This is a genomic window from Sphingobium sp. PNB (assembly GCF_019873065.1).
GTDB lineage: Bacteria > Pseudomonadota > Alphaproteobacteria > Sphingomonadales > Sphingomonadaceae > Sphingobium > Sphingobium fuliginis.
Window position 1 is genome coordinate 1 of the sequence record NZ_JAINEZ010000089.1, and the last position, 20,298, is coordinate 20,298.

Here is a 20,298-nt window from a genome sequence, read left to right on the forward strand (position 1 = left end):
CCCCTAACCCCTCCCGCCTGCGGGAGGGGGAATGTCCTGATTCCACCCAAATCACTCAGTCCGGCGAGTCTGGAATTATCCACCCCGCCTGGGCAGGACAAACTCTAGGCTTCCCGCCGCACCTGCTCACCGAACAGCAGCAGCGACTGGTCCGTCGGCAATGCGGCCCAGATCTGGCGCGCCGCGCTGTCTATGTCCATGACGCCGATGCCCTGTTCCATCTGCCTGCGCATCTGCGAAGCGATCGGATAATGGTCGTCGGCCATCGCCGCGACATGCCGGGTGAGGGGGGTGTCGACGAAGCCGGGCCGCACCGCCGTGACCCAGACGTTGCGTCTATCCCGCATCGCCAGTTCCCGGCGCGCCACCCGCACCCACATTTCCAGGGCGGCCTTGCCGGCGCAATAGACGCTTTGTCCGATGGTGGGAGAGCGGGCGGAGGAAGAGGACATCATGACCAGCCCCGCCTCTCCGGCAAAACCGCTCTCTCCGACCGCGCGCAGGAACATCTCTCCCAACCGAAGCGGCGCGGCGACATTCGCGGTGATGTCGCGGGCATAATCGTCCGGCGGCACCTCTCCGACAAAGCCCGTCATCCCCTTCATATGCGCGTTCTGGATGAATATCGCGCGGGCACCCCGAAAATTGGCGAGGCTATCGGCAAAATGCGCGCCGACATTGTCCCAACTCTCGGGATCGGCCAGGTCGAGGAAGATGCTCTCATGATGGGGATGCGGCCGCCGCGACAAATTGATGATGCGCGCATCGCCATAGGGAACGTTGCGCGCCAGGCCCAGGCCGATGCCCTCGGTCGCGCCCGAAATCCATATCAGACTGCCGCGTTCCGCATCCGCATCTTCTTTATCTGCATTTTGCATGTATGATTTTCATCATGACGACTATCTACTGTCAAATCGTGCCGCCGCACCATCGCATGGATGATGCTGCTCCCCGCCCTGCTTGCACCCCTGGGGAGTGCAGGCCATGGAAATCGGGTATCACCCTATAGTCAGCCGGAGCCGATCCGATGGAATTGCGCCTCGATCCCGATCTTCAAACCTTCCGGACGGAAGTGCGCGCCTTTATCGACAGCGTCTTGCCCGCCGACATGAAGGAGCGCCAGCGTCGGAAGGTCGCCAACAACGCCGCCGTGCCCGACTTGCTGGAATGGATGCGCATCCTCAACGCCCATGGCCGATCCGTGCCGCACTGGCCGGTGGAGTTTGGCGGCTGCGGCTGGACTCCGATGCAGCTCTTCATCTTCAATGAGGAATTGTACAAGGCCGACGCGCCCGAATTCGACTGGGGCGGCACGCATATGCTGGGGCCGGTGCTCTACACCTATGGTTCCGATTATCTGAAGGACAGGTTCCTGCCCATGATCCGCGAAGGCGCGACGATGTGGGCGCAGGGCTTTTCCGAACCGGGGTCGGGCTCCGATCTCGCCTCGCTGCGCACCAGCGCCGAACTGGTCGGCGACAAATATATCGTCAACGGGCAGAAGATCTGGACCAGCGGCGCCGCGCATGCGGACTGGGGCTTTTTCCTGGTCCGCACCGACAAGACTGTAAAGCCGCAGCGCGGCATCAGTTTCCTGATCATCAAGATGGACACGCCGGGCATCACCGTGCGCCAGATTCCGCAGATCAATGGCGAGGCGCATCTGTGCGAGGTGTTCCTGGACAATGTCGAAGTGCCCGCCGACCAGTTGATCGGGGAACCGGGCATGGGCTGGACCTATGCCAAGTTCCTGCTGGAGCATGAGCGTACCACGTCCAGTTTCATTTACTGGAGCAAGCGTGAGCTTGCCCGCGCGAAGGACATCGCGCTTGGCGAAAGCGTGGGCGGCCGCCGCGTCGCGGACGATCCCGCCTTCCGGGCCCGTTTCGCGAAGGCGGAGGCGGATCTGCTCGCGCTGGAATGGTCCGTGCTGCGCGTGCTGGCGCATGAGGAGTTGGACGAGCCGGAGGCTGCCGCCGCCTCCGTGCTGAAGATCAGGGGCTCGGAACTCCAGCAGGAAATCACCATGTTGCAGGTCGACGCCATGGGCGCCAAGTCGCTGCGCTTCTTCGACGCCGCGCCCGTCCCGCCGCCGGCGCCCACCGACGTGTGGCCCGACTATGCGCCCGGCCGGACCACCGTGGCGCTGATCAACCGGGCGGCGACCATCTATGGCGGCTCGAAGCAGATCCAAAAGAATATTCTGGCCAGGCTCGCCTTCGGCCTTTGAGGGGAAGACAGGGACAATGGATTTCGCGAAGTCGGACATTCAGGCGATGCTTCTGGACAGCGCCGATCGGCTGCTGTCCGAAAATGCCGACGTCGAATATTGGCGGCATCAGCGATCGAGCGCGCTGGGCTTTGACGAGGCGCGCTGGGCGCAGTTCGCGGAACTGGGCTGGCTCGCCCTGCCGGTGCCGGAGGCAGCGGGCGGTCTGGACGGCACGATGGAGGATATTGCGCTGCTCAACATCGCGCTTGGCAAGGCGCTGGCGACCGAACCCTATGTCAGCACGGTCGTCCTGGCCGATCATGTGTTCAAGCAGGCGGCGGACGAAGCGCGCGCATTGGAATTGCTGGGGGAGATCGCGGGCGGCACGCTGCGCGTCGCGCTCGCGCATCAGGAAAATGGCGCTCATCCGCTCGATGTCGAAGTGACGGGCACACAGGCTCGTCCTTCGGGCGACGGTTATATTCTGTCGGGTGCTAAAATCATGGCGCTCGATGCACCGGGCGCGGGGCAGTTGATCGTCTCGGCTCGCATCGAGGGAGAGGAGGGCATCGGCCTGTTCCTCGTGCCCGCCGATGCATCCGGCCTTTCCGCCCGGTCCTATGCGTTGATCGACGGCACCCGCGCGTCCGACATCGTCCTTGCCGATGTAAAGCTGCCGTCCGCGGCTCTGCTGATCGGCGGCAATCGCGGCTCGGCGGTACTGCGCGAGGCGATCGACCGCGCTTCGATCGCGCTGATGGCCCAGGCGGTGGGCGCGATGGAGGCAGCGAACAAAATCTGCGGCGCCTATGTTCAGGAGCGGAAGCAATTCGGTGCCGCGATCGGTTCCTTCCAGGCGATCCAGCATATCATGGCCGATAATTTCGTCGCGGCCCATCAGGCGCGATCCATGCTCTATCATGCCTTGGCCAATGCCGATCAGGATGAGGCGAGGCGGTCCGCCGCGCTCTCCGCTGCGCGGCTCGTCGTCGGGGAGGCCGGGCAGACCGTCTCGCGCAACGGCATTCAGGTGCATGGCGGCTATGGCCTGACCGATGAATATGCGATCGGCCATTATTTCCGGCGCCTGATGTGCATCGAAAAGCAATATGGCGACCTGATCCAGCATGGCGAGCGGTTCGGGAACAGCATCTTCGGCTAAAGCCTGTCCCGATCAGGGCCGAGGCACAAGCTGTTCCCGCGCAGGCAGGAACGGGTTTGACCGAAGCAGGAAAATTCGCCTGGGCGGGAATTTCGGTCCTTGGCCGGGCAGGCGGATCGCGCCCGCCCCTTGCGGATCGTATCGGCCTATGGCTTTGTGGCGCGATGACGGGAAGGGCCAGGACTGGGGAAGGGCGGCGGGACCTTGAGGCATGCCGCGCCGCGCTGGAGGCGCATTATGCGGTGCATCGCACCATTCCATCCATGGCGGGCCTTGCCCGGCTGTGGGACTATGCCAGCAAATCCTCGGCATCCCGGCTGGTCGATCAACTGATCGAGGCGGGCGTGCTGCTCTGGTCGACCGACCGGCGGCTGGCGCCCGGCTCGGCCTTTCGCATCCTGCCCGACCCGCAGGCGCAGGTCAGCGATGCTCCGTACCTGAACGATATGGGTCCGAACGATAATGGCCGGCACAATCCCGATCCGCTTCAGGCCGCGCTGGCAGCCTGGGCGACCGACTATGATCCCGTGCTGGTCCGCGCCTATTCCGTCACCACGCGCCTGCTGCGCCTCGCCCGCAGCATGGAGCGGCATATGACGCAGTCCGCCGCAAGGGAGGGGCTGACCTCGGGCGACGTGCTCCTGCTCGATGCGTTGTACCGCGTGGGGCCGCCCCATCGCATCGCGCCGACCGCGCTCAAACATTATTTCCTCATGTCGCTGGCGGGCGTCGCCAAGCGGGTCGACCGGCTGGAGGCGCTCGGCTTCATTCGCCGCGTTCCCAATCCCGACGATCGGCGCGGCCTGTTCATCGAATTGACCCATGCAGGTCGAGCCGCGCTCACCAGGCTGGTGGCGGTCGATCGCACCGCTCCGCACATCCTTTGGCCAACGATGCTCAGCGATCGGCAATATCAGGCCATGATAGAATCCCTGACGGTCGCGGAAGCGGTCGTGGCCGCTGCCGATAAGAACGATCGTTCCGAATTTCCTCCTCCAGATATGTGATGTTCTGCCGGTTCATTGACTTTTCAGCACCAATCCGATCCAGTTTCCATATCTTGGTAAACTAAATAGGAGCGGATGATGCGGAGCAGGTCGGAAAAGGTTGGAAATGTCGCTGCCCTTTCGACCGGCATAGACGCTTCGGCTCTCATTCGTAGCTCGCAGATGATCGCCGGCCATTTCGATACGCCCGATCCCGCGCTGGTCGGACGGGTCAAGCGGTTCATAGCCTGGCTGAACGACCAGCCCCCTCTGCGCGCGGAGCAGAAGGCCGACGTCGAACTGCAACTGCGCAAGCTGTTATCGACGCGCCTGCGCCTTGCCGCCGATCGCAAGCGCATTCCCGCCATTGCCGAGGAGAAGATCGAGCGACCCATTTTCGTCATCGGCTTCGGCCGTACCGGCACCACGCTCATCCATTCGCTGCTGGCCGAGGATATTGGCGCCCGCGCACCGCTCTGGTGGCATAGCCATTCGCCCAGTCCGCCGCCGGGCGAGGTGCCGGCGACGCCGGAACGGATCGAACTGGCCGCCAGGGAACTGGACGAGATGCTGATGCGCTCGCCCGGTCTGCTGACCCTGCACCCCTATTGGGACAAGCGCGGACATTGCCCGATCGAATGCGAGGAAATCTTCACCCTCGACTTCCAGAACGCCTATCCTTCGCTGCTGTACAAGCTGCCTGCGCTGGCGATGATCCTCGACGCCAGCAATATTGCCGATGCCTACCGCTTCCATCGCCAGTTCCTCCAGCAGTTGCAATGGCGGCAGCCCACCAGTCATTGGGTGGTCAAGGGCATCTATCACCAGTTCGCTCTGGACGCGCTGTTCGAAGCCTATCCCGATGCGCTGTGCATCTGGCCGCACCGGGACCCGGTTCAGGTTCATCCGTCGATCATGGCGATCACGGCCGTGCTCTATGGCGGCATCACCAACTGGCAGATGGATTTCCAGGCTCTTGGCCCCGCCTTTGTCGAAAGCATCGCCGCATCGTTGTCCGAAACGATGGAAAATCCGCTGGTGGACGATCCGCGCATCTTCCATGTCGATTTCCACGACCTGACGCGCGATCCGGTGGACGTCATCCGCCGCGCCTATGGCCATTGGCAACTGGATTGCACACGGGAATTCGAAGCGCGGATGCGGGCCTGGCTGGCCGATCCCGGCAATGCCTCCAACCGCTATGGCCGCTACGATTATGCGCTGGAGCCTTTCGGCCTCACCCGCGAGATGATCGAGACGGCGTTCGAGGGCTATTCGCGCCGGTTCAGGCTGGGGCGCTTCGCCTGACGTTCGGCCTGATGCCGAATGCCGACATGAGAGAGGGCTGATGACTAATCCAATCGCCAATGCGGATCAGTTCGCCGCCGAAGCGGAAGTTCGCGCCATGTGGGACGATGCGGCAACCAGGGCGGCGCGCGACCATTGCGCGCAGCTCTGGCGCGTGGGTCATGGCAGCGACGTGCCGCCGGAGGTCGAGCCGCTTTTCGACGCGGCGATGGATGCGTGGATGGGCAATTACCTGTTCAAGGCGGCGGCCCGCGATCCGATCCGGCCTCGCTTCGTGCGTAATTTCATGCCGGGCCATGGCTGGAAGGGCGCGGTCGTGCCCGATGCGCGGATGGGCGGCGACAATCCCGACAATTGTTATCGCCTCGCGGGCATCGCACATGGCGGCCGTTATCGGATCGCTGGCCGGGTGATCGACGCTTGCCCGGCGCATGTGTCCTTCACGCTCGTCGAGAATTGGGGCACATCGATGACCGTCCAGACAGTCGAACTGCCCGGCATCGATGTGACGCAGGACGGTCGCTTCACGATCACCATAGACGATCAGCCCGCCAATGGGCGGCGCAACCACATGACGACCAATCCACGCGTCAAATTCCTGTTCGTGCGCGATTCGATGATGGATTGGGAAAGAGAGACGCCACTGGCTCTGGAGATCGAACGGATCGATGCGGCCGGCGCCCAGCATTTCTCCTTCGAGCGGCGGCTGGACGAAGCGCTGCGGCGGGCGCGGGAAGAGGTGCCGCTCTATTTCTGGTTCTTCCGCCTGTCAGCGGCACGTCGGGCCAACAGCATGCCGCAACCCATGCGCACGGCCAGCGTCGGCGGCCTCGTCACCCAGGCAAGCAGCATCGGAAGACTTCGTCTGGAGGAGGATCAGGCGGCGATCATCCGCTTCGACCCCGCCGGCGCGGCCTATAGCAGCCTGCAACTGGCGATGTGGTGGTACCGGTCCATCGACGCGCATCTTTTGCAGAGCGGCCTCTCCGCGGCACAATCGGCGCGCGATGCCGACGGGCTGATCACCGCGGTCGTATCGGCGCGCGATCCGGGCGTCGCCAATTGGGTGCAGACGGACGGATTGCGCGACCTGTTGCCGATGATCCGCTGGCAGGGTCTTCCGGAAACGCAGCAGGGCGCTGGGCCGATTCACTGGCTCGACATCCTGCCCTTCGACCGGCTGGACGCGCATTTGCCCGCCGGCATCGTGCGGACGAACCGGCAGCAGCGCGAGGATCAACTCCGCGCACGGCGCGCCGCCTGGTCGCGCAGGATCAGCGTTTGAGTGAAAATATCCGGGCGGCCGGACAAAAGCATCCGACGAAGATCTGGAGATTTGCTGTGGTCGGAATGTTGATGCCCATGTAACCGCCAGGAATGGAAAGCGAAAAGCCGGCGGTCGAACTGTGGCCTGGAATCAACCATCCGCTCAAATCTTCATCCTCTTCCTCCGGCGATCAGAAGATCGTGTATCTGATGATGCATAACATCCGCTAATCAAGGGTTTGGCATGGCCGGAAATGAGGCTAGCTGGCTTTCATCCGTTCGCCGGCTTCAGAGCAGAGCCTATTGGCCGGTTCCATCCAGTCCTTGAGAGGATGCAATGACCTATCGACGCTATCTTGCCGCGACCTGTGCGGCCCTGTTCATATCCGCGCCTGCCTTCGCGCAGGATAATGCGCAGCCGCAGGCCGAAGGCGTGTCGAGCGGCGACATCGTGGTCACGGCGCGCCGTCGCGACGAAGCGCTCCAGGATGTGCCGATTTCCGTCTCCGCCATTTCGGGCGAACAGCTTTCCCGCTCGGGCGTGACCGACGTTCAGGGTCTGCAATATCGCACCCCTTCGCTGTCGATCACGAGCGCGCAGAGCCAGCGCAACACCGTCGCCTTCTCGCTGCGCGGCCAGCGCACGCAGGAAACGCAGCTTTTCACCGACCCGCCGGTCGGCACCTATTTCGCTGAAGTAGTGCAGCCGCGCCCCTATGGTTTCGGCAACAGCCTTTACGATCTGGAATCGGTTCAGGTTCTGAAGGGCGTCCAGGGCACGCTCTTCGGCCGCAACATGACCGGCGGCGCGGTGCTGGTCGAGCCTGCTCATCCGAAGCTGGGCGAATTCGCCGGCGAAGTGCGCGGCCAATATGGCAATTACGACATGCACGACCTGTTCGGCATGGTGAATGTGCCGGTCGGGGATTCCGTCGCCCTTCGCTTCGCGGGTAAGACCCGCGAACGCGACGGCTGGGCGCGCGACATCGGCAGCGGCCTGCGCCTCGACAACCAGAATTACGACACGTTCCGCGTGTCGGCGCTGGTCTCGCCGGGCAACGGCATCGAATCGCTGACTATATTCGACTGGTTCAAGTCGCGGGAAAACGGCACGGCGTCTTTCCTTACGTCCATCAACTATCCTTCGGCTCTCAACAACTATGCCAGACTCGCGGATATTCCGGGTCAGTTCGCGGAGGCGCAGCAGCTTTTCCGCTCGCGCCGCTTCACGCTCAATTCCGGGTCGGGCAATGGCAGCAATCTCGACGTGTTCGGCCTGCCGCGGGAGAGCATCAAGAACTGGGGCATCACCAACAAGACGACCTGGGATCTGGCCGACGGCCTGACGCTGAAGAATATCTTCGGTTATCGCAAGGAGCGTCGGGATACCGTTCAGGATTATGACGGCATTCCCGCCTTCCTGATCGCCCCTTATCAGTTTGCGCGTTCACGCAACATTTCCGAAGAACTGCAACTTCAGGCCAAGATGTTCGAAAACCGGCTCGACCTCATCGTCGGCGGTTATTATTTCGAGGAAAAGGGCATTGACGGTTCGCTCGCCAATACGCTGCCTCAACTGAATATCCTGGGAGCCGGCCTCAATCCTGCGACGACAGACGCGACGCTGTTCGTCACCAGCAATCCGGGCGAAGGCTATTCGCGCACCGCGGCCGCATTCGTCGCCGGCACCTTCAAGGTCACGGATCAGCTCAGCCTGTCCGGCGGTCTTCGCTATAATTATGACAAGCGCAAGATCACCGTTTCGCCTTCGCAGCCCAACTATCCCAATGCTGACGGCACCTTCGGCCGCTGCTCGTTCGACACCGATACGTCGACTGCCGGCGTTCAGCGGGTTCCGCTCAGCCAATGTTCCTTCACCAACAGCAAGTCGTTCAAGGAATGGACCTACGACGCGACGGTGCAATATGAGCCGAGCCCGGAAGTCACCACCTATGCGTCCTATCGCCATGGTTTCCGCGCGGGCGGCTTTTCGACCCGGGCCACCGACGCGATCACGCTGCGGCCGTTCCTGCCCGAATTCGTCGATGAATATGAAATCGGCCTGAAGACCAACCACCGGCTGGGCGCGGGCCGCCTGACCACCAGCACCGCCCTGTTCCGTCAGGACGGCAGCGACGTGCAGAAGCAGCGCGCGACCTTCATCGACGGCAATGTCTTCACCATCGTCGACAACACCGCCAAGCAGCGCAATGTCGGCGGCGAGTTCGAGGCGAATTTCAGCACCGACAGCTTCTCGCTGGCGGCCTTCTATTCCTATACGAAGGTCGACATCCGGGCGGGCCGGGTCGTGCTGAACGGCCTGACCGAGTTCGAACAGCGCGGGGTGCCCAAGCATCAGCTCGGCGCCACGGCAACCATTTCGCCGCCGGTCAGCGAAGATCTGGGCCAGCTCAACTTCGTCCTGAACTATACCTGGCGCAGCAAGATCTATCTCGACGACTTCGAGATACAGGGCGTGCAGCCCGCCTATTCGCTGATCAACCTGCGCGCCGAACTCAACAATGTCGGCGGTTCGGGCGCTTCGGTGGCGGCCTTCGTCAACAACGCGCTGAACGAGACCTACCGCATCGGCGTGCTGGGCCTCATCGCGGAAGGGCTGGGCTTCCAGAACAGCGTCTACGGCGAACCGCGCACCTATGGCGTGGAAGTCGGCTTCAAATTCTGATCCGGCCCGGGCCGTGAAGCATCAAGGGGGCGCAGAGTTCTGCGTCCCCTTTTTCTTGCACGCCGCCGTCTGGCATTCTGTGCGGAAACGACGCTGGAGAGAATGATGAGTGAGGCTTATCCCGCCGATGCGCTAGCCCTGCCGTTGACGCCGCAGCAGATCGACAGCGCGTGGCTGACCCGCGCCTTGCGCCAGCGGCTGCCTCATATATCCGTTGTTGAATCGCAGGTGATCGATGTCATTCTCGGCACATCGACCAAGATTCGCGTTCGCCTCGCCGTGGAAGGGGAGGGCGCCGGGCAGATTGGCGAAACCCTGATCGTCAAGGGCGGCTTTGAGGAGCATAGCCCGAAGATGGCGGCGATGTACGCCAATGAAACGCGCTTCTACGCCGACATCCAGCCGCTCATCCCCATGCCGTCGCCGCGCGCCTATTTCGCGGGCACCGACCCCCATTCGCACCAGTCCATCGTCATCATGGAGGATCTGAAGCGCCCCGGCGTCGATTTCTGCGACGCCTTGCGTCCGCAGCGGTTCGACCAGATCGCCCGCCGCATGGAGACCATGGCCGCCTATCATGCCGCGACCTGGGCTTCACCCCATTTCCGGCCCGGTGGCCGCTGGGCCGACATCGCCAGCCGGTTCGACGGTTGGGGGCTGGACTATATGCGCCGTTATCTCCTGCCCGATGTCTGGGCGCATTATATGGCCTCGCCGCGTGGCGCGGCCGTCTCCACCCGGCTGCACGACCGCGACTGGATGGAACGGGCGCTGATGACCATAGGAGAGATTCAGCGCGCCCAGCCCCGCTGCCTGATCCATGGCGACACGCATCTGGGCAATCTCTACATATTGGAGGACGGCACGCCCGGCTATTTCGACGCGCAGGTGGCGCAGACCGCCTGGCACCATGAAGTCTCCTATCATATCGTCTGCGCCGCCGACCTGGCTGACCGCGCCGCATGGGAAGGCGATCTTCTGCGTATCTATCTCGACGCGCTGGCGCGGGAGGGTGGTCCCGTTCTGGATTGGGAATCGGCCTGGCTCGACTACAGGCGGTCCATTCTGTGGGGCCTGTTCATCTTCCTCACCAATGAGGTGCGCTTCCAGACCGAGGCCGTCAACACCGCCTATGCCGCCCGCTTCGGGCAGGCGGCGCTCGACCACGATCTGCGTCTCCTATTGCCCTAAGGCAAATAGGAGACGCAGCGCGCGTTCATATCGCCAGTTCATTCATGAACTTGTCGATTCTGGCGTTCAGCCTGTCGACCAAAGCCCGGTCCGAAAGCTCCACATAATAACCAAGCTGCTCCACCGTATCGAGGTGGATCACCGCCGCATCGCCATTGGGCATTTTGGCGCCCCAACTCTCGAACACGCAATCGACGCCATCGGGCCGCTGCGACAGGTCGTCGACCGCATAGCCGAGATGGAAAATGCCTTCACCGCGCGTTTCCAGCCATTCCCTGGCGTTCCCTTGGCCGACCACCGGCTCGATCATTTCCAGATAGACGTCGCCCCATTTGGTGAAGGCGTTCCTATTGGCGAAGCGCCCGCGCCAGTCGCGATAGCGCCCTTCATAATCGGTATCGAGCCGCCAGAAAGGCCCAAGGCCCAGCAGATTGCGATAATGCGCCATGCCTGCATCGATGTCGCGCACGACGACGCCGATCTGATAGAAGTCGCCCTTGAATTTCATGGTCATGCTCGCTTCCATTCTGTGATCAGCCCGCGGCTTGGGCCTTCGCCTGGTCGCGCAGCAGGAATTTCTGGATTTTCCCCAAGGGCGTGCGCGGAAAGTCATCCACCAGGAACAAATGGCGCGGCACCTTGTAATTCGCCATCTGCTCGCGACTCCAGGCGGTCAGTTCAGCCAGCGTCAGCGCCGCGCCTGCCTTAAGGATGACGCAGGCTGCGCAGACCTCGCCCATGCGATCGTCGGGCCAGCCGATGATGCAGACATCAGCGATGGCGGGATGTTTGCGCAGGATATTCTCGATCTCCGCCGGATAGGCGTTGAATCCGCCGACGATGACGACATCCTTGAGGCGGTCGAGAATGCGGAGCGTGCCGTCCTCGCCAATGCACCCGACATCGCCGCTATGAAGCCAGCCATCCGCGTCGATCGTCGCCGCGGTCTGCTCCGGCTCCTCGAAATAGCCCTGCATGACCACTGGCCCGCGAATCAGCAGTTCGCCGCTTTCTCCGGGAGGCAGCGGATTGCCGTCCCCATCGACGATGCGCAGTTCGACGCCGGGCAGCGGCTTGCCGACGGTCTTCGCAATGGTTTCAAAGCTGGCGTCGGGATAGTTGACTGTGGCCAGCGCCGTGCATTCGGTCTGGCCGAAGCTGGTCAGGAACAGGTCGAACCCGAATATTTCCCGCCCGGCGCGGATCAACTCCATCGGAACATTGGATGCGCCCGTATGCCCGACCCGCAGGGATGAGATGTCGAACGCGCCGAAACGCGGATGCTCCATCAGCGAGAAGAAGATGGTCGGCGGTCCCATCAGCACGCTGATCTTCTCGCGCTCGATCAGCCCCAGCAGCGCTTCCGCGTCGAATGTCGCCAGCGGATAGACGGTGATTCCCGCGACCAGCGCGGAAATCCAGCCCGACCGGTAACCGAAGCTGTGGAAGAAGGGATTGACGATGGCCATGCGGTCGCCCGCCCGCAGGTCGTTGGATTCGTTCCAGATGGCCGGCACCCACAGCGCCTGCCCATGATTGTGCATCGCGCCCTTCGGCTGCCCGGTGGTGCCGCTGGTGAAAAGAATGTCCGCGATGGTCTGCGGCGTCACGGCCGCGATTCGCGCCGCCAGCGCGGCCTCGTCCGCCTGTTCGCGCTGGAAGGCGGCGAAGGCAGGCCCGTCCAGCGCCACGATATGGCTCAACCCCGGCAGGTCGCGCACCGGCCCGGTTTCGCCTGCGCCGCCGCCCGCCTGAACCAGCATGGCGGCATAGTCATTGCCCAGAAATCCCGTCACGGTGAACAGGATCTTGGCGCGCGTCTTCGCCAATATGTAGAGCGCTTCCCCACCCTTGAAGCGGGTGTTGACCGGCACCATGATCGCGCCGATGCTTTCCGCCGCCGCCGCCGCGATCATCCATTCCGGGCTGTTGGGCGCCCAGATCGCCACCCGGCCGCCATGGGCGACGCCATGGGCGATCAGGGCGCGGGCAAGACCGTCCACCCGGTCCTTATATTGCGCGAAGCTGATCCGCGCTCCGTCCTCGCCTATGATGAAGGGCGTGCTGCCATAGCGTGCCGCGACATGCGCGATGACTTCCGGCAATGTGTGTTCCAGCGTCTTCGGCAGGTCGGAAAAATGCGGATTCGCCATGGTCGTCGCGCCGGTCACAACAGCCCCTTTTCCTCCGCCGTCTGCACGTCCGGGGACACGCCCGCTTCCCGCATGGCCTCGATGACCGCCGTGGTGGCGGAGGCGATGCAGGGGAAGCCGACATAGGGCGTAAGCTGCACCAGCAATCCCTCCAGCTCTTGCGCCGTCAGTCCGTTGGCGATGCCGATCTTGACGTGGTTCTTCAGTTCCAGCGACTGTCGCATGGCGATGAGCGCCGATATGACGGCCATGCTCTTTTCCCTGGGCGCAAGGCCCTGATGCTGCCACGCGTCGTGAAAGGCCCAGCTTGCCGCCATGCGCGGAATGGGCGAGCCGAAACGGTCAGCGGTGCAGGCTTCCCGAAAGGCGTTGCCGAACCCTTCGCCCATGATGCCGCTGATGAAGTCGACGCCCGATTTCTGTTTCTCGTCCAGCTCAGCCATCCATTGCCTCCATGCGTTTTGATTGTCTGGCCTATGGGTGGCGGCGTGCCCGCGTCAATAACGCCGCCACCGCCATCGGAGGGTAACACACACTGATCGGCCATCTGATGGCATCAGCATCCCATCGCCTATGTGATGGCAGGGCCGGGCCGATATTCGCGACATGCAGCCATGCCTATATAGATTTCGACACTTACAGGTTTCGACACTCGGCGCCCGGGTTTGATGGCGGCGTGGTCCAGATCATATCGAATAACGTCATGGTTTTGGGGAAGGAACATCATGTCTGCACAAATCGAAGCGGCGGAAACTTCGCCTGTCTATTCCGGTCCGATCTTCGATGCCGATACGCATTTCTGGGAAACGGATGAGGCGTGGACGAAATATCTGCCCCAAGACGCCGCCGAACGTTATGGCGTCACGTTCAAGACAGGACCGGACAGCGACTTCGCCATGTATGTGGGGCCGCGCAAGGTGGAGATCAGCGCCGACCATCTGTTCGAGGATGGCCGCGTTCCCGCGCCCGGCAAGCTGCATGAATGGCTGCGCGCCATGAAGGAAGGCAAGGCCGAGATCGACATGCATGTGCCCAAGACCCCGGCCATGGTCGAGCCGGGGGAACGGGTGAAACTGCTCGATGCCTGGGATGTGCGTTCGTCCATCCTCTTCGTCGGCAACATGATCACGGCCATCAGTTTCCTGGACGACCCGCGCTATGCCTATCCGGTATTGAACGCCTATAATGGCTGGATGTACGACCAGTGGAAGTATAATTACAACGACCGCATCTTCTCATGCCCCATCATGACGCTCGACAATGTCGAGGAAGCCTGCAAGGCGCTGAAGGATGTCGTCGCCAAGGGCGCGAAGCTCATCCTGATGCCGATGGGCCCCTATAACGGCAAGGCGCCCGCGCATCCCGATCACGATCCCTTCTGGGCGATCGCCAATGAAGCCGGCATCCGCGTCGTCTTCCATGTCTCCGAAGCCATCTACATGAAGGATCATATGGCGCTGTGGGGGGAGGGGATGCAGCAATCGCGCATCCGGCAGTCCGCCTTCGTGTGGATGCACGGCTATTCGGAACGGCCGGTGATCGAGACGCTGTCGAGCTTCATCTTCTGGAACTTCTTCGAACGCTTTCCCAATATAAGGCTGCTGTCGGCCGAAAATGGCGCCGAATGGGTTCCGTCCATGCTGGTGAAGATGGACAAGTGCCGGGGCATCGCGAAGAACGGCCATTGGCCCGCCGGCCAGTTGAAGGACCGGCCGAGCGCCATCTTTGCTCGCCATATGTCGGTCGTCGCCTATCCGGAGGACGATCTGAAATCCATCATCGATCAGGTCGGCAATGCCGATTGGGTTCTGATGGGATCGGACTATCCCCATGCGGAAGGCGTCGCGGAACCGCGCCTGTTCGCGGAGGAAGCGTGCAGGGGCCTGTCGGCATCGGATGTGCGCAAGGTCATGTATGAAAACGGCATGCGCTTCATGGGCCTGCCGGTCTGAACCTGATCCGACCCGTCGCCGCGCGTCAGCTTCCCGCTGAGGCGTGGCGGCCCGCCTCCACCGTGGCATTCAGAAGCCGTTCGAAATTCTGCTTCATCCGGTCCAGCGGAGCCGCCAGCATGAGCGCCCCCAGCAGATCGCCGTCAGGGCCCATGACCGGCACCGCCAGGGCCGCGGTGTCGCTCAACATCTCCCCGAAGCTGGCGCAATAGCCCTGTTCGCGTATCGCCGCGAGGCCGGCGCGGATGACATCGGGGTCGGTCCGCGTGCTGTCCGTCAACTTCCTGAGATGGGCGCGGGCCAGATATTCCTCCACCTGTTCGGGGCTGGCAAAGGCCATGAGGACACGCCCGGCAGCGCTGGCGTAGAGCGGCGCACGCAGCCCCGCCTGCATGGCATATCGCACCGGCTGCGGGCTGTTGCTCGCCTCGGTGTAGATGGCCTGCCCGATTTCCCAATCGGCAATGGCGAACCCCACCGACTCGCGGGTTTCGGAGGCGAGCTGCTTGACCAGGGCGCGGATGAGTTCCGGCGCAGACCAATGGCGCACGATCCGGCTGGCGAAATGATAGGCCGCCGGACCCAGTCGGTATCGCCCCTCCTGACAGGACAGATAATGCATGTCGCACAGGCCCCGCAGCGTGTCGATGAATGTGCTCTTGGGCACCGTCATGACCACGCTGAGTTCGGCCAGGCTCATGCCGTCCTGCTTGCCTGCCAGCAGGGCCAGCAGATCGAGCACGCGGGTGATCGCCTTCGGTCCGCGGGCGCGGGTTTCCTCTGATTTGGCCTGCTGCATCGTCCCCTGTTCACCTTTCCGGTCTCAACTCGCATTGCATAGCCGTTCGAAAATTCGAACGCAATTCGAAAAACCGTTGGACATTATATTCATGATGCGGTACGAAAATCCGTGCAGCAGATGCAATTTCATGCATCCGCGGGAGGAAGAGGAAAGCCAATGGCCACCAGCGCATCCCGGACCATCAAATCCGCGCATCGAGTGCTGGAGATCCTGGAATATTTCGACCAGGATCGCCGCGTCGCCACCGTCATGGAAATGTCGCGCACGCTGAACTATCCGCAATCCAGCACATCCGAACTGCTCCGCTGCCTGACGCGGCTGGGCTATCTCCACTATAATCGCGTTCGCCGGACCTACAGTCCGACCGCGCGGGTCGCCCTGCTCGGCGCCTGGGTGAAGCCTTCATTGTTCCGTGGCGGGCCGGTGCTGTCCGCAATCGACGAGATCGCCAAGCTGACGGGCGAAACGGTGCTGCTGTCGACCAGTTCCAACTATGTGCTGCAGCATCTGCATGTCATCCACGGCAATAATGAGGATGCGCTCGATGCTCATGCGGGCGATCAGCTGTCCATCCTGCACAGCACGCAGGGGCGGCTGCTGCTTTCGAGCTACCGCAATGAAGGCATCCGTTCCGCGGTCCACCGCCTGAACGCGGAGGAAACAGACCTGTCCCGGCATGTCCGCCTGGCCGAGCTTCTGTCCGAATTCGCCGTGCTGCGTGAAAAGGGCTGGGCCATCGAACAGGATCGGGACGGGGTCGGCTGCGTCGCTGTATTGCTGCCTTTCGGCCGGAATATGGATCGGCTGACCGTCAGCGTCATCGCCCGGCCGTCCGTGATTGCGGAGCGCGGACAGGAAATGCTGGACCTGCTGATCAGCCGCAAAGCCCGGATTGCCGAACTGCATCAGGAGGAAGACGGGCTGGAGCGGGACAGCAGCAATGTCGTGAAAATGCCCGAGACGATCAAGATCGCCAGCTACCGGCGGCATTTCGCCTGAGCGCAGGGCCGGTATCGGCGTGAACCGCGCGGTGCTGCCCTGCGGAAAGGGGCGTGTCCGCCTTGCGGAGGCGCCGGCGCCGTCCGTGCCCCGGAATGATGAAGTGCTGGTGCGCATGGCCTATGCGCCTGTCAATCCGGCTGACCTTCTGGCGATTGAAGGCGGATATTCCTTTGATCTGCCGCATGACCAACCGCTGGGAGCCGAGGGCGCGGGGCTGGTGGAGGCAGTGGGCGAAGCCGTTGCCGACCTTCGTCCGGGCGATCTGGTGATGGTGCTTGGCCGGGGCAACTGGTGTGCGATGCGCCTTTTGCCCCGTCGCCATCTGATAGCTCTGCCGGCCGGATTCGATCCCGTGCAGGCGGCGATGTTGCGCATCAACCCTCCTACTGCGCATCTGCTCCTGCGCCATGCTGGCGTGCTTCCGGGCGATGCGATCATTCAAAATGGTGCGGGATCGGTCGTGGCGCATTGGGTTCGCACCTTTGCCGCGCGCATGGACGTCAAGGTTGTCGATGTCGTGGGAAGGCCGCATCCCGCGACACCCGATGCGCTGTTGGACGGCGACGGTCTGGCGGAGCGCGCACTGGCGGCGTCGGGCGGGCGGCCTGTCCGCGCCGCACTCGATTGCGTGGCGGGCGCGGCGACCGACCGGCTTGCAAGCTGCCTGGCGCCGGGCGGCCGGCTGTTGCTGTTCGGCCATCTCTCCGGCGAGCCGATCCAGGTTCGTTCGCAATTGCTGACCGGGGGTGGCCTCTCGATCTTGGGCTTCAGCCTTCGCCCCGCGGAGGAGGCCATGGGTGTTGAGGGCGTGCACGCCATGTTCGCGGAACTGGCCGCGCTCCATGCCGCCGATCCGCCGTCCCTGCCGGTGCGCGCCATCGTTCCGCTGTCCCGTGCGGAGGAGGGGATTGCGCTTGCCCGGACGGGCGGGGGCGGGCGCGTGCTGTTCGATCTGACGCAATGATATCGGGCATGTGAAGGCCTTGGTCGCGCCGTTGACTTGGAAGCCCGATGCCTGCTGGGGAAGGGGTTCTTATATGGGAACAGCGCGATGAAATTGGATTTTACGCCCGAGGAAACGGCCTTCCGCGATGAGGTGCGGACCTTCCTCAAGGAAGCCCTCCCAGAGGATCTGCGGCGCAAGATGATCAACCGCGATCATCTGACCAAGGAGGATACGGTGCGGTGGCAACGCATCCTCAACGCGCGGGGATGGGCCGTGACGCATTGGCCCGTCGAATATGGCGGGCAGGCCTGGACGCCGGCTCAGCGCTATATCTTTCAGGAGGAGATGGCGTTGGCCCATGCCCCGGAAGGATCGCCGTTCAATGTCAACATGATCGGTCCGGTGCTGTGCAAGTTCGGCACCCCCGCGCAAAAGGACAGGTTCCTGGCGGTCACCGCCAATATCGACATCTGGTGGTGCCAGGGCTTTTCCGAACCCGGCGCCGGTTCCGACCTTGCCAGCCTCAAGACGACGGCGGTTCGAGACGGCGATCATTATGTCCTCAACGGGCAGAAGATCTGGACGACACAGGCCCAGCATGCGGACTGGATGTTCGGCCTGTTCCGCACCGACAGCAGCGGCAAGAAGCAGCAGGGCATCACCTTCCTGCTGCTGGACATGAAGACGCCGGGCATCACCGTCCGCCCGATCGAGACGATCGACGGCGAGCATGACGCCAATGAAGTCTTCTTCGACGATGTGCGCGTGCCGGTGGAGAATGTCATTGGCGAGGAAGGCCGGGGCTGGGACGTCGCCAAGCATCTGCTGGGCAGCGAACGCAGCGGCATCGCCCGCATCGGTCTTTCCAAGGAAAGGCTTTCGCAACTGCGCGCGCTGGAGAGCCGCCTTGCCGCGGACGGCACCCTGACCGACGAAGAACAGCGCCGCCTTGCGCACAAGCTGGCGGAGGTGGAGGTGGAATTGCGGGCGCTGGAACTGACCCAGTTGCGCGTCGTCGCCGCCGATGCCCATGGCGGCGGCGCCAATGCGGCGGCGTCCATCCTGAAGGTCAAGGGCACGGAAATGCAGCAGCGCATGACCGAACTGGTCGCTGAGCTGGCAGGCCCGGCGGGCCTTGCCATGCCCGATCATGATCATGCGCCGAACGATCCGGACGATGGCTGGATCGGCGCTGCCGCTCCTTTCTATTTCACGATGCGCAAGGTGTCGATCTTCGGTGGGTCCAATGAGGTCCAGAAGAACATCATCGCCAAGACCATGCTGGGACTTTGACGCGCCATGGATTTCGACCTGAACGACGAACAGAAGATGCTGCAGGAAACCGTCACGCGGTTCGTGGCGGAAACCTACGACTTCCAGAAGCGCGAACATGCGCTCAGGACGCCCGATGGCTGGAGCCGGGAGGCCTATGCAGGTCTTGCGGAGATGGGCCTGCTCGCGCTGCCGTTCGCGGAAGAAGATGGCGGCTTCGGCGGCGGCGGCGTGGAGATGATGATCGTCATGGAGGCGCTGGGGCGCGGCCTGATGGTCGAACCCTATTTCGCAACCGTGGTGCTGGCGGGCGGCGTGCTGCGCCATGGCGCGTCAGCGCAGCAGCGCGGGGACATCGTTCCGGGCATTGCGGCTGGCGAGCGCATCCTGACGCTGGCGCATGGCGAGAAGGGCCTGCCGCGCCATACGCTGGCGGCGCGCACGACCGCGTCTGCGTCGGGCGATGGATGGACGCTCGATGGCCGCAAGATCGCGGTCCTGCATGGGCAGAGCGCCGATACGTTCATCGTGAGCGCAATAACGGGAGAGGGCCTTTCGCTCTTCCTCGTGGATGCGGCGGCGGCTGGCGTGACGGTCGAGGGGAAGCGCGGCTATGATGGCGTGCCGGTCGCCACGCTCGCCCTGTCGGGCGTCAATGTCCCGAAGGATGCGCTCATCGGCGCGACGGGGCAGGGGGAGGGCATATTGGCCCGCGTGTTCGAGGAAGCGACCGCTGCACTGGTGGCGGAATCGGTCGGCGCCATGGCGGAGACGTTCGATGTCACCGTCGACTATCTCAAGACCCGGCAGCAATTCGGCGTCGCCATCGGCAGTTTCCAGGCGCTCCAGCATCGCGCCGTCGAAATGCTGATGCAGCTTGAACTGTCGCGCAGCATGGCGATCCTTGCGGCGCTGTCGCTCGACAGCGATGCCGATCAACGGAGCCGCAACATCTCCGCAGCAAAGGCGCAGATCGGCAAGTCAGGCCGCATCATCGGGCAGGAAGCGGTGCAGATGCACGGCGCCATCGGCATCACCGCCGAATATAAGGTCGGGCATGCCTTCAAGCGGCTGACCGCCATCGACGCGCTGTTGGGCGACCGGGACTGGCATCTCGCCCGTCTCGTGGAAAAGCGCGGCGTCTATCCCGCCTCTGCCTGAGGGTCGTTGCTGATGTCGCTGACGGGGATCGGCGCGCTTCCGTCAGCATAGGGCGCATGTTCCAGGCGGTTAGGCCGCTTGGAGAGTTTCGGAATGGCGGGAAATTGGCCAATCCAAGACATTCCCCTCCCGTAAACGGGAGGGGTTAGGGGTGGGCGCGAGCGTAGCGAGCTTCTGACTTAGCCGTTGCAAAACAGCG

General features: G+C 63.1%; 17 protein-coding genes. 12 read left to right on the forward strand and 5 right to left on the reverse strand.

The genetic code is table 11. The features are described 5' to 3' along the window. Window positions 1-104 precede the first annotated feature (104 nt). Complete coding sequence (locus K7W03_RS22055; protein ID WP_025550522.1) at window positions 105-878, reverse strand: SDR family NAD(P)-dependent oxidoreductase; 774 nt, start codon at window positions 876-878, stop codon at window positions 105-107. A gap of 149 nt (window positions 879-1,027) precedes the next feature. On the opposite strand from K7W03_RS22055, the gene K7W03_RS22060 reads away from it, so the two are divergent. From K7W03_RS22060 to K7W03_RS22090, 7 genes are all read left to right on the forward strand, one after another. Beyond that, window positions 1,028-2,230 carry an acyl-CoA dehydrogenase family protein gene (locus K7W03_RS22060; protein WP_025550524.1) on the forward strand — a complete coding sequence of 401 codons (1,203 nt, stop codon included), beginning with the start codon at window positions 1,028-1,030 and terminating at the stop codon, window positions 2,228-2,230. A 16-nt stretch (window positions 2,231-2,246) separates the two neighbouring features. After that, a complete protein-coding gene (locus tag K7W03_RS22065; RefSeq protein ID WP_025550525.1) occupies window positions 2,247-3,374 on the forward strand; it encodes an acyl-CoA dehydrogenase family protein in 1,128 nt (375 codons plus the stop codon). 56 nt (window positions 3,375-3,430) lie between these two features. Next, window positions 3,431-4,381, forward strand: coding sequence for a MarR family winged helix-turn-helix transcriptional regulator (locus K7W03_RS22070; RefSeq protein ID WP_226870402.1), 951 nt, complete (start codon window positions 3,431-3,433; stop codon window positions 4,379-4,381). Between the two features lie 75 nt (window positions 4,382-4,456). Further along, a complete protein-coding gene (locus tag K7W03_RS22075) occupies window positions 4,457-5,668 on the forward strand; it encodes a sulfotransferase family protein (RefSeq protein ID WP_226870404.1) in 1,212 nt (403 codons plus the stop codon). Between the two features lie 40 nt (window positions 5,669-5,708). After that, a complete protein-coding gene (locus tag K7W03_RS22080; RefSeq protein WP_025550530.1) occupies window positions 5,709-6,953 on the forward strand; it encodes a hypothetical protein in 1,245 nt (414 codons plus the stop codon). A gap of 318 nt (window positions 6,954-7,271) precedes the next feature. Continuing rightward, window positions 7,272-9,620, forward strand: coding sequence for a TonB-dependent receptor (locus tag K7W03_RS22085; RefSeq protein WP_025550532.1), 2,349 nt, complete (start codon window positions 7,272-7,274; stop codon window positions 9,618-9,620). A 102-nt stretch (window positions 9,621-9,722) separates the two neighbouring features. After that, window positions 9,723-10,811: a phosphotransferase gene (locus tag K7W03_RS22090; protein ID WP_226870405.1), complete on the forward strand. Its 1,089-nt coding sequence runs from the start codon at window positions 9,723-9,725 to the stop codon at window positions 10,809-10,811. Between the two features lie 25 nt (window positions 10,812-10,836). On the opposite strand, the gene K7W03_RS22095 is transcribed toward K7W03_RS22090, so the two are convergent. From K7W03_RS22095 to K7W03_RS22105, 3 genes are read right to left on the reverse strand one after another with little or no spacing between them, the layout of a single operon-like run. Then, on the reverse strand, window positions 10,837-11,325 hold the full coding sequence (locus tag K7W03_RS22095; protein ID WP_226870406.1) for a VOC family protein: 489 nt from the start codon (window positions 11,323-11,325) through the stop codon (window positions 10,837-10,839). 19 nt (window positions 11,326-11,344) lie between these two features. After that, complete coding sequence (locus tag K7W03_RS22100) at window positions 11,345-12,982, reverse strand: AMP-binding protein (RefSeq protein ID WP_319024333.1); 1,638 nt, start codon at window positions 12,980-12,982, stop codon at window positions 11,345-11,347. Further along, the gene (locus K7W03_RS22105) at window positions 12,979-13,407 is read right to left on the reverse strand and encodes a carboxymuconolactone decarboxylase family protein (protein ID WP_025550538.1); all 429 of its coding nucleotides are present in this window, start codon (window positions 13,405-13,407) and stop codon (window positions 12,979-12,981) included. Before K7W03_RS22105 ends, K7W03_RS22100 begins: the two co-directional genes overlap by 4 nt. Window positions 13,408-13,689: 282 nt before the next feature. Here K7W03_RS22105 and K7W03_RS22110 point away from each other — a divergent pair, with 282 nt between their 5' ends. Next, a complete protein-coding gene (locus K7W03_RS22110; RefSeq protein WP_025550540.1) occupies window positions 13,690-14,916 on the forward strand; it encodes an amidohydrolase family protein in 1,227 nt (408 codons plus the stop codon). A gap of 25 nt (window positions 14,917-14,941) precedes the next feature. Here the strand turns inward: K7W03_RS22110 and K7W03_RS22115 are convergent, their stop codons facing one another. Next, window positions 14,942-15,715 (reverse strand): IclR family transcriptional regulator, encoded by a 774-nt coding sequence (locus K7W03_RS22115; protein WP_044660671.1) that lies wholly within the window; start codon window positions 15,713-15,715, stop codon window positions 14,942-14,944. Window positions 15,716-15,874: 159 nt separating this feature from the next. Here K7W03_RS22115 and K7W03_RS22120 point away from each other — a divergent pair, with 159 nt between their 5' ends. The 4 genes from K7W03_RS22120 to K7W03_RS22135 all read left to right on the forward strand — a co-directional run bounded on the left by K7W03_RS22120 (window position 15,875) and on the right by K7W03_RS22135 (window position 20,099). Then, window positions 15,875-16,717, forward strand: a complete 843-nt coding sequence (locus K7W03_RS22120) for an IclR family transcriptional regulator (RefSeq protein ID WP_025550544.1) — start codon at window positions 15,875-15,877, stop codon at window positions 16,715-16,717. Between the two features lie 85 nt (window positions 16,718-16,802). After that, window positions 16,803-17,684 (forward strand): MDR family NADPH-dependent oxidoreductase, encoded by an 882-nt coding sequence (locus K7W03_RS22125; protein ID WP_238320119.1) that lies wholly within the window; start codon window positions 16,803-16,805, stop codon window positions 17,682-17,684. An 87-nt stretch (window positions 17,685-17,771) separates the two neighbouring features. Next, entirely contained in the window at window positions 17,772-18,959 is a 1,188-nt protein-coding gene (locus tag K7W03_RS22130) for an acyl-CoA dehydrogenase family protein (protein WP_025550548.1), read from the forward strand. Between the two features lie 6 nt (window positions 18,960-18,965). Beyond that, window positions 18,966-20,099: an acyl-CoA dehydrogenase family protein gene (locus K7W03_RS22135; RefSeq protein WP_025550549.1), complete on the forward strand. Its 1,134-nt coding sequence runs from the start codon at window positions 18,966-18,968 to the stop codon at window positions 20,097-20,099. Window positions 20,100-20,298: the final 199 nt, after the last annotated feature.